Source organism: Polaribacter sp. R77954 (genome assembly GCF_044595335.1).
Lineage (GTDB): Bacteria > Bacteroidota > Bacteroidia > Flavobacteriales > Flavobacteriaceae > Polaribacter.
The window spans coordinates 3332516-3349888 of sequence record NZ_CP138992.1 but is presented as its reverse complement, the minus strand read 5'-3'; the positions used below and the strand labels follow the sequence as shown (position 1 = coordinate 3349888).

16 protein-coding genes are annotated in these 17373 nt (G+C 29.7%); 4 read left to right on the top strand and 12 right to left on the bottom strand.

What is annotated here, in order from left to right; genetic code table 11:
- The first annotated feature begins 424 nt into the window (after positions 1 to 424).
- Together SJY27_RS14650 and SJY27_RS14645 are read left to right on the top strand one after the other, a co-directional pair.
- Positions 425 to 832 carry a hypothetical protein gene (locus SJY27_RS14650; RefSeq protein ID WP_397445620.1) on the top strand — a complete coding sequence of 136 codons (408 nt, stop codon included), beginning with the start codon at positions 425 to 427 and terminating at the stop codon, positions 830 to 832.
- A gap of 168 nt (positions 833 to 1000) precedes the next feature.
- Positions 1001 to 1456 (top strand): hypothetical protein, encoded by a 456-nt coding sequence (locus tag SJY27_RS14645; RefSeq protein ID WP_397445619.1) that lies wholly within the window; start codon positions 1001 to 1003, stop codon positions 1454 to 1456.
- A gap of 76 nt (positions 1457 to 1532) precedes the next feature.
- Here SJY27_RS14645 and SJY27_RS14640 read toward each other — a convergent pair whose 3' ends face one another.
- From SJY27_RS14640 to SJY27_RS14630, 3 genes are all read right to left on the bottom strand, one after another.
- Positions 1533 to 2048: a gamma carbonic anhydrase family protein gene (locus tag SJY27_RS14640; protein ID WP_397445618.1), complete on the bottom strand. Its 516-nt coding sequence runs from the start codon at positions 2046 to 2048 to the stop codon at positions 1533 to 1535.
- Between the two features lie 138 nt (positions 2049 to 2186).
- Positions 2187 to 2918: a LytR/AlgR family response regulator transcription factor gene (locus tag SJY27_RS14635; RefSeq protein ID WP_397445617.1), complete on the bottom strand. Its 732-nt coding sequence runs from the start codon at positions 2916 to 2918 to the stop codon at positions 2187 to 2189.
- A gap of 237 nt (positions 2919 to 3155) precedes the next feature.
- A complete protein-coding gene (locus SJY27_RS14630; RefSeq protein WP_397445616.1) occupies positions 3156 to 5342 on the bottom strand; it encodes a histidine kinase in 2187 nt (728 codons plus the stop codon).
- 211 nt (positions 5343 to 5553) lie between these two features.
- Here SJY27_RS14630 and SJY27_RS14625 point away from each other — a divergent pair, with 211 nt between their 5' ends.
- Positions 5554 to 6252, top strand: coding sequence for an SIMPL domain-containing protein (locus tag SJY27_RS14625; protein WP_397445615.1), 699 nt, complete (start codon positions 5554 to 5556; stop codon positions 6250 to 6252).
- A 5-nt stretch (positions 6253 to 6257) separates the two neighbouring features.
- On the opposite strand, the gene SJY27_RS14620 is transcribed toward SJY27_RS14625, so the two are convergent.
- Genes SJY27_RS14620 through SJY27_RS14610 form a run of 3 tightly spaced genes read right to left on the bottom strand, consistent with a single transcriptional unit; the run spans position 6258 to position 9997 of the window.
- Positions 6258 to 7106 (bottom strand): glucosaminidase domain-containing protein, encoded by an 849-nt coding sequence (locus SJY27_RS14620; RefSeq protein ID WP_397445614.1) that lies wholly within the window; start codon positions 7104 to 7106, stop codon positions 6258 to 6260.
- A gap of 2 nt (positions 7107 to 7108) precedes the next feature.
- Positions 7109 to 8041: a 1-aminocyclopropane-1-carboxylate deaminase/D-cysteine desulfhydrase gene (locus SJY27_RS14615; protein WP_397445613.1), complete on the bottom strand. Its 933-nt coding sequence runs from the start codon at positions 8039 to 8041 to the stop codon at positions 7109 to 7111.
- Between the two features lie 36 nt (positions 8042 to 8077).
- Complete coding sequence (locus SJY27_RS14610; RefSeq protein WP_397445612.1) at positions 8078 to 9997, bottom strand: ABC-F family ATP-binding cassette domain-containing protein; 1920 nt, start codon at positions 9995 to 9997, stop codon at positions 8078 to 8080.
- Positions 9998 to 10073: 76 nt separating this feature from the next.
- Between SJY27_RS14610 and SJY27_RS14605 the strand changes: the two genes are divergently transcribed.
- Positions 10074 to 10469 (top strand): DUF983 domain-containing protein, encoded by a 396-nt coding sequence (locus SJY27_RS14605; RefSeq protein ID WP_397445611.1) that lies wholly within the window; start codon positions 10074 to 10076, stop codon positions 10467 to 10469.
- 22 nt (positions 10470 to 10491) lie between these two features.
- On the opposite strand, the gene SJY27_RS14600 is transcribed toward SJY27_RS14605, so the two are convergent.
- From SJY27_RS14600 to SJY27_RS14575, 6 genes are all read right to left on the bottom strand, one after another.
- Positions 10492 to 11532, bottom strand: a complete 1041-nt coding sequence (locus SJY27_RS14600; RefSeq protein WP_397445610.1) for an NAD(P)/FAD-dependent oxidoreductase — start codon at positions 11530 to 11532, stop codon at positions 10492 to 10494.
- A gap of 92 nt (positions 11533 to 11624) precedes the next feature.
- Positions 11625 to 12476: a gliding motility protein GldN gene (gldN, locus tag SJY27_RS14595; RefSeq protein ID WP_397445609.1), complete on the bottom strand. Its 852-nt coding sequence runs from the start codon at positions 12474 to 12476 to the stop codon at positions 11625 to 11627.
- A 16-nt stretch (positions 12477 to 12492) separates the two neighbouring features.
- On the bottom strand, positions 12493 to 14022 hold the full coding sequence (gene gldM, locus SJY27_RS14590) for a gliding motility protein GldM (protein WP_397445608.1): 1530 nt from the start codon (positions 14020 to 14022) through the stop codon (positions 12493 to 12495).
- Between the two features lie 44 nt (positions 14023 to 14066).
- The gene (gene gldL / locus SJY27_RS14585; protein ID WP_397445607.1) at positions 14067 to 14708 is read right to left on the bottom strand and encodes a gliding motility protein GldL; all 642 of its coding nucleotides are present in this window, start codon (positions 14706 to 14708) and stop codon (positions 14067 to 14069) included.
- Positions 14709 to 14745: 37 nt separating this feature from the next.
- Positions 14746 to 16104 carry a gliding motility lipoprotein GldK gene (gldK, locus tag SJY27_RS14580; RefSeq protein ID WP_397445606.1) on the bottom strand — a complete coding sequence of 453 codons (1359 nt, stop codon included), beginning with the start codon at positions 16102 to 16104 and terminating at the stop codon, positions 14746 to 14748.
- A 106-nt stretch (positions 16105 to 16210) separates the two neighbouring features.
- The gene (locus SJY27_RS14575; RefSeq protein ID WP_397445605.1) at positions 16211 to 17371 is read right to left on the bottom strand and encodes a formimidoylglutamase; all 1161 of its coding nucleotides are present in this window, start codon (positions 17369 to 17371) and stop codon (positions 16211 to 16213) included.
- Between the last annotated feature and the right edge of the window lie 2 nt (positions 17372 to 17373).

Sequence of the window (17373 nt, the reverse complement as noted above, 5' to 3'; positions counted from 1 at the left end):
ATAAATTTATTGAAAACTTAACTACCCATTAAAAAGAGACTTTAAAAGCGTTATTAATTTCTTAAAACTCCTAAAAAAATTAAAAGAATCAAAAAAAATAAACACAAATTAGTAGATAAAAACCTCAATTAAAACAGAAAAAAAAGTGCTAAAACAAAAAGAAAAAGGCCTAAAAGTTAGATGTTTCAAAAAAATAAAAAAAGCCTTAAAACATTAATTATCTGCACTTTGTAAAATAAATAAAAGATAAGCAACACGATTTAAACACAATACATTACAGTGTTATAAACCTTATCTACAACAAAAAGAAGGTTTGTTTTTTAAGATATCATATTATTAAATAACTATTAAATTACAACTCAATATTAAACCTTTTATTGCTATTGATGTCTAAGCTGCATTAAAAAATAAAACAATTTATATCATGAAAAAAATAGCAAGTATTATTTTATTAGTTTTTGTTTGTACATTAAACGTTCAAGCTCAAAAAAAAGGAGGCAAACAAAATGTTGGCAAAATGTTAACCAATTTATCAACTGAATTAAACTTAACAGAAACCCAAAAAGCTGAAATTAAACCTTTGTTAGTAAGTCAACTTGCAGACAGAAAAGCAATGAACGAGAAAAGGAAAGCATTAAAAGAATCTGGTGAAGAATTATCTAAAGAAGACCGCAAAGAAATGAGGAAAGAAGCCAACGCTAAAACTGCTGCTTTTAACGCTAAATTGGCTAGTATTTTAGACAAAGAACAAATGGAAAAATATTTGGAAATTGAAAAAAATAAAAAGATGAACAAGAAAAAAAAGGCAAAAATTAAAGGAGATAACAAATAGTTTTGTTTTGGTTGATTAGTAGTAATAAGCTTGATTTCTTAATAGAAGTCAAGCTTTTTTTTATGCTCTTATACATTGTTAAGAATCTGTTAAACATCATTTTGCTTTAAACCTTTCTTAAAAATGAAAGTCAAAGAAGTGTACAAAAAATAATAAATATTTTATATCATGAAAAACATAGCAAGCATTTTAGTTTTAGTATTCGCGTTTACTTTAACAACCCAAGCACAGAAAAAAAGACAAAACAAAGGCCCTAAATTATCTGTTGAACAGAAAACAGATTTGGCCGTAAAAAAGATGACATTAGCTTTAGATTTATCTAAAAAGCAGCAAAACGAAATTACTCCTTTGCTTAAAGCGCAGGCTTCTGAAAGAAAAGCAGCCATGGAAAAGCGCAAAGAAATGAAAAAAAATGAAACAAAGCCTACTGCAGATGAAATGTATGCAATGCAAAGCAAACGATTAGACAATCAAATTGCATTTAAAAACAGTATGAAAAACATTTTGGATAAAGATCAGTTCGAAAAATTTGAAAAAATGTCGAAAAGAAGAATGCAGAAAGGAAAAAAAATGAAAGAAAAAGGCTCTCAGAAAAATAAAAGAATGGCTAGAGAAAAAAAATAGTATAGTAACTGATTTTGGTTGATTAGTTTTTTTAGAAAAGCTCAATTTCTTAACAGAAATTGGGCTTTCTTACATTTTACGCTTTAAACCAACTTGAATATTTTACGTAGTTATTGGCTATTCTATCAATTTCTCCAGAAATTAAATCTTCTGAGATATCTTTCACTTTTTTAGCAGGTACACCTGCATAAATACTTCCAGCTTCTACTCTTGTATTTTTGGTAACTACTGCACCAGCTGCAATTATTGAATTCGATTCTATAACACAATCATCCATAATAATTGAACCCATACCTACTAAAACATTATCATGAATTGTACAACCGTGCACAATTGCATTATGCCCAATAGAAACATTATTGCCTATTGTTGTTGGTGATTTTTGATAAGTTGCGTGGATTACTGCTCCATCTTGAATGTTTACTTTATTACCGATTTTAATAAAATGCACATCTCCTCGAATCACAGCATTAAACCATATAGAACAATCTGAACCCAAAGAAACTTCTCCTAAAATAGTTGCGTTTTCTGCGATATAACAATCTTCTGGTATTTGTGGGTAATTTCCTCTTACTGATTTTATGATAGGCATATTCTTTTGGCTTTTAGTTTAGCAGTAAATGTAAATATTTAAAAAATATTTCAATACAAATTTGATGAAAAATCAAATTAATTCCAATAATTTTCAGGCTACTTTCACTTCCTTTTTGGAAAGAATAAGATGTTTTTTTTATTTAAAATAAGATAATAAATTACTTTTTTGTGATGCAGAAACTAAAATTTCTTTTCCATTAGAAACAATTACACTTCCTCCTTTTCCTTTTTTGTATTTGGTAATTGCGTTTACATTAACCAAATACGATTTATGAATTCTTGCAAACGTGTATTCTGTTAAAGCTTCTTCAAAGTATTTTAAGGTTTTACTGACTAATTTCTTAGAATTTGCCAAATGGATTTCTGTATAGTTATCATCGGCTTTGCAAAAAACAATGTCATCAATATTTAAAACTTCAAAACCATCTTGTTGTGGAATAGTTATTTTACCTTCTGCAGATTTTGTTTTTGGTGCCAATATTTGATGCTGTAATTCGTTTTCTTTTTCTTTAATTTCAGTTACAATATTCACAGCTTTAATCAACTCATCAATAGAAATTGGTTTTAACAAATAATAACTTGCATGGTTGTTTAACGCCTCTATTGCATAATGATCGTAAGCTGTTACAAAAACCGTTTCAAAAGTTCTGTTTGCTACTTTTTCTAACAAATCAAACGCATTGCCAAAAGGCATTTCTACATCTAAAAACACCAAATCTAATTCGTGTTTTTGTATGAATTGATACGCTTCATCAATATTTTTAGCTTCACCCAATAAAGTAACATTTGGGCAATATTTACCTAAATAGTTGCGTAAAATTTCTCTACTAATTTGTTCGTCTTCTACTATTATGGCTTTTAATTTCATGGTTTTTTACATTTTTTTTAGAAGCTATTTCCTGCTTTTCGCACTCGCTTTTTTTTAGTTTGTTCTCGATACAATTTTTCTTCCTTTGTCAGAAAAATCACTCGAACTGACACTAAAAAAAGAGCTCAAACAATTGCTTCAATCAGGGCTAAACTTGTTTGCCAACTTTTAAATCTAAAAATTAATATCAGCGTATATAACAGTCTACTGTAACTGAAAACTGCAACTGAATATTGATTATTTTTTCTTTAATAACAACTCCACTTTTGTTCCTTGCCTATTTTCTAAAACATCAGAAACATTTACAGCAATGCGCTCTTTATACATATCATTTAGAATAGCAATTCTATTTTTAATCGTGCTCATTCCTTTAGACTTTTGTTTTAGCTGATTTTTAGTCTTAATTTCTTGCGATTTTTTTCGTCCAATTCCATCATCAACAATAGAAATTATAACAGTGTCATCATCTTTTTTTTGAATAGAAATTTCTAAATTTCCTTTCTCTTTTTTATAACGTAATCCATGCCAAATTGCGTTTTCTATATACGGTTGTAATAACATTGGCGGTATTGAAAATTGTTCTAAATCGATAGTTTTATCAACAGAAATGTTATAATCGAACTTATCTTTAAAACGATTGTGTTCTAATTTTACATACAATTCTAACAACTCAATTTCTTTGTTTAACGGAATAAAATCTTCATCAGAATTTTCTAAAACCGAACGCATTAAAACCGAAAATTCACTTAAATATCGGTTTGCATTTCGTTCATCATTTACTGCAATAAAACTGTTTACAGAATTTAAAGCATTAAAAATAAAATGCGGATTCATTTGCGATCGCATCGATTTTAACGCCAATAAATTGTTGGCTAATTTTTGTTGTTTGTTTGTTCTAAACATAAAATAAGCCAACAAACTCATCAATAAAAAACCACCAATTAAAGAGTAAATAATTAAACGTTGTCTTTGATTACTTTCTTCTGATAATTTTTGATCTATTATCGCTAAACTGATTTTACTTTGTGCCAATTCTTTGTCTTTTTCTAAACTTGCAATTCGATTCTGATTGTCTGCAATTTTCTTAGAAAAACGTTTTATTTGCTGAATTTCTTGCTCTTTTCTGATGTATAAAGAATCTACTAAAGCCACATATTCTTTATAATTTTTAAGTGCTTTTTCGTTTTCGCCTAAGTTTGCAAATGCTTCAGAAATTTTTCTAGTGGCATCCTTTTCTATAATAATATCTTTATTTTTATTGGCATCCTTTTTACTTTTTTCTAAAAACGGAATAGCAGTTTTATAATCTTCTTTTTGTAGGTAAGCGTTACCAATCTTATAGTTTATTTTTTGAGAAGTAATAGAATCTTCTTTAATTTTTCTTGGTGATAAATTTAACTTTGTTTTCGCTAAACTCTTTTTTCTAAGTTTAATTTCATCATCAAAACGCTGATTAGAATTGTAAAAATTAGCCACTTTTTCTTCTTCTTGCAATGCACGTTCAGGATTTTCTTTTGCTGCTAAATTCATTGAAAAATTAAATGCATCTTCGGCTTTACTAAAATTACCTAAGGCAGCATAAGATTGACCAATCTTAGAATTTAAATCTGTAATTTTTGAGGTTACATTGCTTTTTTGTGCAATGGTTAAAGCTGCTTTATACTTTGTAATTGCTAAATTGAATTTATTTATTGCAAAATTTACGTCTCCTACACCTTCTAAAACTTGTATTTCTTCAAAATTACTTAGTTTTTCTTTTAACAAATTAGAAAACGTAGTGTTGCTTTCTTTATATTTTTCCAATAAAAAAAGTGATGTGCCTAACTTAATTTTAGTATTGTTATTCTCTTTTATTTGATTAGATAATTTATAATTATACACTGCCAAATCATACTGTTTCCAATAAAAATAAATATCTGCCAACACTTTATATGTAGCCGCTTTTCGCCTTTTACTTACGTTATTTTCTAATGCCTTTTCTATAAAAGACAAACTTTTCTCGATGTCTTTTTTTTGATAAAACTTGGCAGAATCTAAATGTTGCACATATAAATCTATCCTTTTTGTTTTAGATATATATTTAGAAGTTCTATTGTTAGCAACTGTGTAATTTTCTACAATAACCTTAATATCTTCACTAGAGGTTAAAGTATGAAAAACAGTATCAAAATCTGGATGCGTTATTTGGACTGCATCGTCTATTTTACCTCTTATAATAAATCTACCAGCAATATCTGGCATAGAATAACTTATACCGTTTACAAAAATCTCTATCCCTTTTGTGATTTTATAATTGTTTTCATCAACAATGGTTATCCTCACAGGAAAATCTACCCCTCTTGTGGTAATGATGTTTTCTTGTGCTTGAATACTTAGAAAGCTGAAACAGAAAAAAATGAATGCTATATAAGATTGTTTGATCATAAAACTGCTTAATACTGTAAACATACACACAAAAAAGCATCCAAAAAAACGGGTGTATTAGTATAAGCTGTTTTTTGTAGGTAAAAAAGAATACTTTACTAAATTCACAGGTGGTTTTACGCAATAAAAAGGTCTGTTCGCTCATTGCTGTTTTGCATTTTATAATCTTGTTTTTAATATTGATGTAGTATTTATCTTTAAAAAACATCCCATGAAGCAAAAATCTATTCTATTATTTTTACTCATTTCTATTCGTATTTTCTCTCAAAATCCGACTGAAAATTCCTACATAGATGTAACTGGAGTTTCAGAAACTGAAATTGCACCTAATGAAATTTATATAGACATTTCTATGAAAGAACGCAATGAAAAAGGGAAAAAACTTACGCTTGATATTTTAGAAAACCGTTTAAAAAACACTTTAAAAAGCATTGGGATTCCTGAAAACAATTTAACTATTTCTGATGTAAATTCTGTTTTAGCAAAAACGGGTTGGTGGACAGAAGAAGTATTGTCGGTTGCACATTATAGGTTAAAAATAAAAGGCGCTGATAAATTAAAACCTCTTTTTGAACAATTCAAAAAAATGAAAATTTATGACGTAAATATTACAAAAGCTACACATAGTAACATTATTGAAATTAGAAAGAAAAACAGAATAAAAGCCATTAAAAAAGCTAAAGAAAAAGCAGATTATTTACTGTTTGCAATTGGCCAACAAACAGGAAAACCTGCCATTATTAATGAACTAACTAACAAAAACCCAAGTTTTGTTAACGCAAATTTTATTAACCAAAATACGAATTACGCAATTACAAAAATTAGCGGAAGTGGATTGAAGAATAAGTTTGTTGAGTTTCGAAAAATAAAAATTACATCTTCTATTTATGTAAAATTTTTAATACAGTAAGGCTGTTATTTTACTACCAATTTTTGACCAATAGAAATTGTATTGTCTTTAAGATTGTTTAACTTTTTTAAGGCATCAACAGAAATACCAAACTTTCTACTGATAGAGTATAACGTATCTCCCTTTCTAACTTTATAACTATCTAACTTAAGTTGTTTGGGAGTTACTTGTTTTTTATTGGTTTTATTTGTGTTTAGTTCCTTAATTTCTTTTGTATATTTCCCTTTTTTAATCTTATCAAACTCATACAATTTATAGTCTTTAATTAGTTTTAATAACTTTGCAGGGTACTTTCTATCAGTAGCATACCCAGCTTTTCTTAAACCATAAGCCCACTTTTTGTAGTCTTTAATATTGTAATCAAACAAAAAAGCATAACGCCTTCTTTGGGTTAAGAATAGCGAATGATCTTTATAAGAAGTTTCTGGATAAACGTATTTTCTAAAACATTCTCCTTTTGCATCATCATCATGATACACGCGTTCCCCTGTCCAACCTGTATGACATTTAATCCCAAAATGATTGTTGGATTTTAAAGCCAATTCACTTCTACCTCTACCCGATTCTAAAATTCCTTGAGCTAGTGTAATGCTTGCAGGTATTTTATATTCATGCATTTCTTTTACTGCAATTGGCGCATATTTTCGAATATAAGCCAATGTGTATTTGTTTAAAGACGGATTTTTCTTTTTTAATTCTTTGGTTAATTCTTTTTCGTTTACAGAAGGCAACTCAATTGGTTTAGGCTCTACAATTACAACTCCAGGATTTTTTTTATTAACCACCTTTTTTTTAGAACCACAGCTGGCAAAAAACAAAATTGAGCTTAAAAAAAGTAAAATCCTAAATTTCATATCTATTGTATTATTTGTTGTCCTTTTCTTTTTAATTTTTGATTAAAACCTGCAATGCCTTGAATTCCTCCAGTATGAATTGCTAAAATTTTTGTTCCTGGTTTAAAGTATTTTTTTTGAACCAAATCTAAGATACCAAAAACCATTTTACCTGTATAAATAGGATCTAATAAAATATTCGTTTTCTGTTTAAAATTGTTGATGCATTGAATTAACTCATCATTATATTTTGCATAACCTCCAAAATGATAATTGGTTTGTAAATGCCAATTCTTTTTACTGACAAACGAATTGATATCTTTTGCTAAAAAATCTCCTTTTAACGCAGGAAAACCAATTACTTGTTGATGTTGTTTAGAAGCATTAATTAAACCAGAAATTGTACCACCTGTGCCAACTGCAGAACAAATATAATCGAATTTTGAATCATCTGCTGTTAAAATTTCTTCGCAACCTTTTATGGCAAATTCATTTGTACCTCCTTCAGGAATTAAATAAAAATCTCCAAATTTTTCTTTAAGTTGATTTATAAAATCGGCATCAGATTTATGTCTATAATGAGCTCTAGAAACAAATTTAAAGGTCATTCCGTTTTTGTGAGCTTCTTTTAAAGTTGAATTTGAAGCTAAGGTTTTTTCTAAATTTTCGCCTAATTCATCACCTCTAATAACACCAATGGTTTTAAAATTAGACAAATGACCTGCAACAGCTGTTGCTACAATGTGATTAGAAAACGCCCCACCAAAAGTAAGCAAAGTCTCTTTTTGTTGCTGTTTTGCTTCTAGCAGATTGTACTTTAATTTTCTAAATTTATTACCAGAAACAAAAGGATGAATTAGATCTTCTCTTTTAATACAGAGTTCAATCTTTTTTTCTTCCAAAATTGGAAGGTTTATGTTTTGGTTTTCGGTAATATAACGTTTATCAAAATCCATTTTTTAATTCCCAAAGATGAACTTACTTACCAATTGTTAAGAAAACTTAGAAATCTGGTCTTCTACCTTTTCCCATTCTTCCATTAATGTGTCTACTTTTGCTTTTTTAGCTTTGTAGTTTTTAAAGAAATTAGGTCTTGCAGAAACTTCATCGTAATTATTTGCCAATTCTAAGTCGAGCTTTTCAATTTCGCTTTCCAAATCTGCAATTTCAGTTTCTATTTTAGAAAGCTTATTATTCAGCTTTTTCAACTCTTTTTCTTGCTCTCTAGACAATTGATGAGCTTCTTTTTTAGTGGTATTTTTTTCTACTTTAACTACTGTTTTCTTTTCAGCTTCACGCAAACTTTCCATTTTGTGTTGCTCTAAGAAATAGTCGATATCACCCAAATACTCTTTAATTTCTTTATCTCTAAAACCATAAACAGTTGATGTTAATCCTTGTAAAAATTCTCTATCGTGAGAAACCACAATTAAAGTTCCATTAAAATTATTCAACGCTTCTTTTAAAACAGTTTTAGAGGCAATATCTAAGTGGTTTGTTGGCTCATCCATTATTAAAACATTGAAAGGTTGTAATAATAATTTACATAAAGCTAACCTGTTTCTTTCACCTCCAGAAAGCACTTTGGCTTTTTTATCTACTGCATCTCCACCAAATAAGAAAGAACCTAACATGTCTCTAACACGCATTCTGTTAGAGTCTGTTGCAGCATCTTCCATAATTTCTAACACTGTTTTTTCTGGTGGTAAATATTCTGATTGATTTTGTGCAAAATACCCAACTTCTACATTATGACCGAGTTTTAAATGCCCTTCAAACGGAATTTCGCCCACCATCATTTTAGCCAAAGTTGATTTTCCTTGTCCATTTTGCCCAACAAAAGCAATTTTACTATTTCTTTCTATTAATAAATCTACACCTTCTAAAACGTGTTTATCTCCATAACTTTTCGATAAATTTTCTGCCTCAATAATAATTTTACCAGGTTCTTTAGAGATCGCAAAACGCACATTCATGGCTGCATTATCATCTTGATCTACCTCAATCAACTCCACTTTATCCAACTGTTTCATTAACGATTGTGCCATAGAAGCCTTACTCGCTTTTGCCTTAAACTTATTAATCAGTTGTTGTTTCTGTTTGATTTCTTTTTCCTGATTCTTTTGAGCTTGTAACTGTTTTTCTTTAATTTCTGCTCTTAATTCTAAAAACTGTGTATATGGTTTTTTGTAGTCGTAAATTTGTCCTAAAGAAATTTCTATAGTTCTATTGGTTACGTTATCTAAAAACATTTTATCGTGCGAAACCAGTACAATTGCTCCAGAATATCCTTTTAAAAAGTTTTCTAACCAAATGATAGATTCAATATCTAAGTGGTTGGTAGGTTCATCTAATAATAAAATATCATTGTTTTGTAACAATAATTTTGCCAATTCAATACGCATTCTCCATCCACCAGAAAAAGTATCTGTAAGCTTATCAAAATCTTCTCTTTGAAAACCTAAACCTTGTAAAATTTTCTCTGTATCTCCTTGGTAATTGTATCCCCCTAAAAGTTCGTAACGTTCTTGTTTGTCTGTTAAATCTTGTATTAATTGTGTGTAAGAATCGCTCTCATAATCTGTTCTAGTTGTTAACTGATTATTAATATCTTCTAATTCTAACTCAATTTTTTTAATCTCTTCAAAAGCTTGATACGCCTCTTCTAAAATAGTTCTACCTTCTACAAAATCAATATCTTGTCTTAAAAAGCCAATTTGAACATCTTTGTCAAATGCCATAGTACCTCCACTACTTTCTATATCTTTAGAAAGCACTTTTAATAAGGTCGATTTTCCTGCGCCATTTTTGCCAATCAAGCCGATTCTATCTCCTTTATTTAATTTAAAAGTGATTCCTGAAAATAAATCTGTTCCCATAAAGGAAACCGTTAAATTATGAACGTTTAACATAAAATGTAATAATTGTTACTGAATTAAGTAGGCAAAAAATTTACCTTTGCAAAAGTATATAAATTTTAAGGTTCAGATGTTTAAAAAAGGGTCAAAGTTATTTAGTATTGCAAAGGGAAAATGCCCAAAATGTCAAGAAGGTGATTTCTTTAAATATGGGTTTACATTTAATCCTGCAAAAATTACCAAATTGCACAACAATTGTAGCGCATGTAATTTAAAATATATGTTAGAACCATCGTTTTTTTATGGTGCTATGTATATAAATTACGGCATAACTGTAGCAATTTCTATTTTTGTATTTGTAGTTACTAAATTAGCTTTTAACTTTGATTTACTAGAATCTTTTTTATCTGTAATAGTCGCCTTAATTGTTTTAGCTCCTATAAATTTAAGACTATCTCGAATTCTTTGGATTAATATGTTTGTGAGTTATGAAAAGAATGCTGGAAGTTTGAAGAGTGAAGAGTGAAGTTGGAAGTTGGAAGTTACAACTACTCAAATCTTTTGATATCACAAACAGGATCTAAATCTTCTCCTTTTTCTAAATGATTGAATAATTGTTTTGCCATGGTTGGTGCAATCATTACACCCCTTGTACCTAAACCATTTAAAATGACTAATTGAGGATATGCTGGATGTGGGCCAATTAAAGGTCTTCTATCTCTTACAGTTGGTCTTACTCCTGCAGTTTGATCTATAATTTTATAAGGGACATCAATAACTTTTTTCAGCTTATCTATCAACTCATTTTTTCCATCTTCTGATGGATTAGAGGTTTTGTCTTTCCAATTAAAAGTAGCACCTACTTTATAAAAATGATCTCCTAAAGGCAATACAAATAAAGTAGATTTTAATAAAAAGTTGATGTTTAAATTTGGTGCGTAAATTGTAATTAATTCGCCTTTTACTTCATTTAAAGGCAAATAATTAAAAAAGAGGTTTTGTTTCATACCAAAACCTTCGCAAAAAACAATTCTATTTGTTTTGATTCCTTTGTACTCTAATTCGTATTCTTTGAATTTTACTTTTTGATGTTCGAATTGCTCAAATTGTATTTTACGTTCTTCTTTTAGGTAATCTCTATAAAAGTCTACTAATTTTTTAGTATCTACTCTTCCTGCATGGTTTACATTTCCAAAACCAAAATCTCCAAAAACACCTGTTTTTTTTTGATGATCTATTTGTGGGTCTAAATAATCAACCAATAATGGCTTGTCTGTGGCAGAAAACCAGTTATTTTGGTCTTCTACAGATTTGAATGCTTTTTTGATGATGAACTTTTGATCAAACTGAGTTTGAAATTTTTTTTCTAATCTTTCATAAAATGGTAGGGCTATTTCTAATTGTTGTTTGGCATTCCAAACTGGTGTAAATCGTTTTAAAATTACTGGATTATAAACACCACCAGCCACTAAAGAAGATGTCTGAGAATCATCTTCAAAAACTAAAAAACTTTTATTTGCCTCTACCAATTCTTCAGCAAATGCCAAACCTGCTAACCCTAAACCAACAATTATATAATCTACTTTCACTTTGTAAAAATTCTTTAATTCTACCAAAATTTAGATATAAAAAAACGTTCCAAAATTATTGGAACGTTTTTTTGTGTTTTAAACAAGATGTATTAATAATTCCACATATCAATTTCTCTATTTCTAATATCTTCTTTGATTTTATCAGCTTCTAACAACTGAAATAACGAGTTACCACGAACATAATCTGAAATAGATCTGTTTCCGTAAATGTTTTCTTCTCTTACAATAACAGCACTGAATCTTCTTGCGTTTAACAAATGATCGTAAGAGATAGGATGAGATGCATTCTTTGGATTAAACACTTTAGAATCATGCAACACTTGTCTTGCAGATGGGAAAAATATCCAAAACAATTCGTATAAGCTTTCATCCTCTACGCCTTCTACTCCAAATGATTGCACATCTTTTCCCATTGGCGCTAAGGCTAGCAATCTGTATTTCATTTCACCTTGACGTTTATCAAAATACCACATTCCTTTTAGCATATAACCTCCTATATCTTGTGCTTGTAATGTATAGGTGTCTGTGTATCCATTTTCTTCACGAACGTTTACTAAACGAGATTCTATTTCTTCTTGGGTTATCTTAGATGTAAAAAAAGAATCTGTGTATGCATTTTCTATTTTACCTTGTCTGATTCCTTTTACAAGTGTATCAAATAAAGATCTTCTATCTGGAGAAATATTTAGTGTATCAATAGGAAAATAATAAGGTAAATTTATCTTTTGATTTAAATCTACAAACTCCCAAACCACTTTAGACCACATAATATCTCTATCATCTACATATCCGTAAGGAATTGGTCCATCATTATCTGCTAAAATTTGCTGTTCATTTTTTTTACCAATATCTTCAGGATTTTTCCAGTTTAGCATATTGGATTGCCCACTTGCTAAAGCTGTAAAAAGGGTGAAAAATAATATGAAACAATTTTTATACATCATTAATTTTTTTATGTTAATTTGTTAACTCTATGTTTACAGGAAATACCTTTTTAAGAGGCACACCATTAGCAGTTGCTTTAATATCATAAATATTAATTTGATCTCCTCTTCTGGCTCTAGATAATTTCTGCCTTGCGTCTGCTGTTAACTTATCTCCGTTTACAATAATAGTTAACTGACCAGGTATTTTGATTTTAAAGCCTGTTACTTTTACTTTTAAGTCGAAGTCAAAATCTTCATAACCAGCTGTGATTGGTGAATTAGCTAAACCAGTTTTTGGCATTTTAACAGTACCTGACTGATTACGAACAAGCCCAACTGCTGCAGGTAAATCTTTAATTCTAAACGTTGCTTTAGAATTTACAGTTTTACCACTGCTTAATTTTGCACTTACATTAATGGTTGCTATTTTACCTGCCCCTGGTTTTAAAATATATTTACCTCTACTTCCAGAAAGTGAACCTCCAGACGCAGAAACATTTAAGTTATTATCTCCCACACCAGGTAAAGAAACAGAAATTGGGTTTGCTAAGCTTCTGTAAACTACATTCATCTTGTCTGCAGAAACCACAGCGTTACTTGGTTCTGGGATAACAGAATACGAACTTTCAAAAGGCACTTCTACTGGCTCGCCATTTTGAGTAAAAGTAATTTTACCCTTTATATCATGACTTCCTACATTACCAGCTGGCATATCAATAATAACTTGACCAGATTCTATTTTTTTATAGTCTCTACCATTTAAAACCACATTATCAGGAATCATAGTAGCATCGTAACGTCCTAATACTATTTTACCACTTACTTTTTCGCCTGCAAAATATGCGTTTTTATCTAACGCAACAATTCCTTTATAATTATTCAACGATAAAGATTCTTCTAGTTTACCACCTAATAAAGAGGTTACAATATCTGCTTCTGTGTTTCTAATATCTGCTTGCATTTGAGTTAAACTTGTTAAAGATGCCACTAATGGAAAACCTTCATATCTCGCCTTTAACCATTCTACTGTTCTTCCTGTTTTACTATTTTCAATTGGTTCTGTAGAGAATCTATCATTTATGATTGATGTAAACTTACTATTTTCACCTAAAACACTAATAACATTAGTTCTATAGTTATTAATTTTATCTAAAAACTCTTGCCCATTTTCAGTATATCCATCACCTTTAAAAAAATAGACATCTAGAAACTCTGTTTTATCCATTGACTCATAATCTGTTTTGTCCTCAATACCTGAAGTCATTTTAGACTTTAAATCATCTAGATATGCATAAAACTCATTAGAGTAATTCTTTATTTTATTCGCTTGTTTATTTAATTCTCCAAACTTTGCTGTTTGTTCTGAGGCCTTAGTTGCTAAGTTAGCATAGGCTTCGTTATTCTTTTCTATCGTAGAAATATTATTTTCTGTTAGTTTCTCGTTCATGAAGCCAAAAGCTGATAATACTTCTTTACTCATATTCATTGCTAACATTGCAATAAATACAAGGTACATTAAGTTTATCATTTTTTGTCTTGCAGACATTTTTCCTCCTGCCATAGTAATTAGTTTTTCTTGTTATAAAATTTCGTTGAACTAATTAATTATTTACTTGACATTGCAGAAAGCATATTACCATAAACTCCATTTAAAGAAGATAGGTTTTTTGCTAAAGAATCCATCTGTTCTTTTAGTTTTTGAGTATTTTCTACAACCTCAGTATTTAAACTGGCTTGTTTTGTTGTGTTTTCTACTTGAACTTTATATAAACTGTTTAAAGATTCCATTTGAGCTGCAGCTAGAGAAACTTGTTCATTATATTTATTTGTAGAAGCCACTGACTCTGATGCAGATGATAAACCTTCTGCTGCATTTTGAAAGTTTTTCATACTATTTCCTAAACTATCCATTAAGGCTGAATCAATTTTAGCTTCTTGTAAAAGATTGTCTAATTTTTGAGATAGCAATCCTTCTGCACCTACTTTTTCTTCAGCTTTAGTTGCAACAGTATCTTCTCCTAATTCAGGGTATACTTTAGACCAATCAAATTCATCTTCTGGAGCATCAAACGCAGAAATTGCAAAAACCGCAGCTTCCACTAATAAACCTATTGTTAACATTACACCCCCTGTTATTGGTCCTATAGATATGTGTTGAATTTTAAATAAAGCTCCTACAATTACCACTGCAGCTCCCATTCCATAAATAAAATTCATTGTTTTTTTGTAACCTCTTGACTGTGCCATTTTTCTTTTTTTTTAATTCTTATTTTCTTTTTAATTTTTATTTGTTTGTTGTACCTAAATAATTTTGTACAGTTCTAAAACCAATATAACTTCTTGCTGTATCTGCATACTCATAATCTCTAGAACCTACTTCTAAATAATATGCAACGTCTTTCCAAGAACCACCTCTAATAATTTTTCTTTTATTTTTTCGATCTTCTACATTTGGGTTCATCGTTGATGCCATGTAGTAAGAAGATAAATTATACGCAGTATTTGTCCACTCAGAAACATTACCTGCCATATTATATAAACCATAATCGTTGGCATTAAATGATTTTGCTTCAACTGTGTATAATGCACCATCAACAGCGTAATTACCTCTAACAGGTTTAAAGTTCGCTAAAAAACAACCTCTATCACTTGTGGTACTACCTGTTCCCCAAGGATAAGTTGCAAATTCTAAGCCACCTCTTGCAGCATATTCCCATTCTGCTTCTGTTGGTAATCTAAAATCTGGCACTAAACTTGATCCTTTTTTACCTCTTAGATAATCATTTTTCTTTTTGGTTCTCCAATTACAGAAAGCATTTGCTTGTTCCCAAGTAACCCCAACTACTGGGTAATCTCCATAAGATTGATGATAAAAATAATCTTGGTGCATTGGATCATTATAAGAATAATTGAAATCTTTAACCCAAACTGTAGTATCTGGGTAAATGTTTAAAATTTCGGTTTCTACAAAATCCTTTCTATTTCCACCTTTTCTTGCTGCATTATCTCTATCAAACCAAGAATATTTATAGTTTAAGTATTTGGTATTAAAAGTTCTAATACCATCAACAGCTTCTTCTCTGCTGATGTATAAAGAATCCATAACTTCTACATAATCAACATCTGGATACTCGTCTTTTTCCCAAATAAGATCTTCATCCCAATTTAATGGCTGAATCGTATCAAAACTGTAGTAATTTTCATACATATATTTCTGATAAGGTGTTGTATTTTCTACAGTATCTTTGTAGGCATAATTTTGAATTCCAGAAGTTCTACGATTACCATCTTCGTTACCATCTGCCCCTAAAGAAGAAAACTCTGCTTGCTCTGCTAATTTTGTTCTTACAATAGAATCTCTAACCCAAAACACAAATTCTTTATACTCTTTATTTGTAATTTCGGTTTCATCCATATAATAAGGTCTTACAGTAACCGTTTTTGTAGGTGTATTTAAAGTACCCAAAATATCTTGATCTTGCTTACCCATGGTAAATGAACCACCAGGAATTAATGCCATTCCATAAGGTTTTTCTGAAAACCATTTTTTCTTAGACTTTACACCCACTAATTCTCCTCTATCATTAGAACCACAACTGTAAAAAACGGCTATTAAAAGTGCAAATATGGCTGCTTTTTTCATATTATATTTTTGTCTTTACTAAAAGTTCGTAAACCTATTATTTTTTTTGCTAAGATACAATGTTGAAATTATATTTTAACGTATTCATTTCTATTAAATTCGTAAATTATATCATTTTTTGCATGGCTTTGTACCATCTTTCAGGTATTACTTGCCTTGTTGCATCTGTATAATCTTTATATGTACATGGTACTAACGCATGTCTTTTGTATTTATTATCTGATAAAATTTTAATCTCCATCCACCATCTTCCTGTTTTATTACTTTTATAAAACACCAAAGAATCATCATCTTCCATAATAACTGTAAACTTTTGATAATTCTCTTTACCAGAAAACGGATAATCTTTTACTCTAAAATTAACACCTTCTATAAAATACCAAATCATTTGAGCCACTAAACTTGCTGTTTGATGATTATTATCATATTTAGAATTATACTCGTAAATACCAAATGACGAAACTTTATCACTTATCCCTGCATATCTTGCAATAGCACAAATTTCTTCGCCATAAAAACCATTGGGTGATGCATTATTGTTAGCTGGTGCTTCGCTTTGTCTTACTGCTCCTAAATCTATAGATACAATATCTGCATTTCTAAAAGCAGGCTCTATATTTTCTAATTCTTTAGCTTTTCCTAATCTACACGTGTCAAAAAACAAAGAATCGAATAATTTTATTTCTTCTTGAGCATTAAAATACGTTTGATAACCAACATTACTGTAATTGAATAAATTGTTTGGTTTTTGCATGATAATTTTACTCAAATAGGATTGAGAAGTAAGGTCATCGTCTAAATTACCTAAATCAAAACGACTGTCTACGGCTGTAATATTTATAGTTTGCTCTAAGCAATCGTAAGCCCTATAATTAACGTAGGTTAAATCTTGGCCACCTCCAATAATAATAGGAATAATTTGTTGTTTTACAAGTGAAGTAATAATTTCTGAAACTGCATAGTACGTATCTGAAACGGAATTTCCTTTTAGTACATTACCTAAATCTGCAATTTCTAAATTCCATTTACCTGGAAATAGTTCGTACAATTTTCTTCGGATAAAATGCAAATTATCACCACATCCAAAATTGTTTTCTGAGTTCCGATCTTCTTGAACACCAAAAATAGCTAACTTAATATTTTCTAATTCTGGAAAACCATCTTGTTGGGTATGAATTTTAATACTATTCCCTAAACAATAAGGAGAGTGCAACACTAAGTGTGCTAAAGCCGTTTCTTTAACAGGGGATAAGAATTCTTTATTCATCA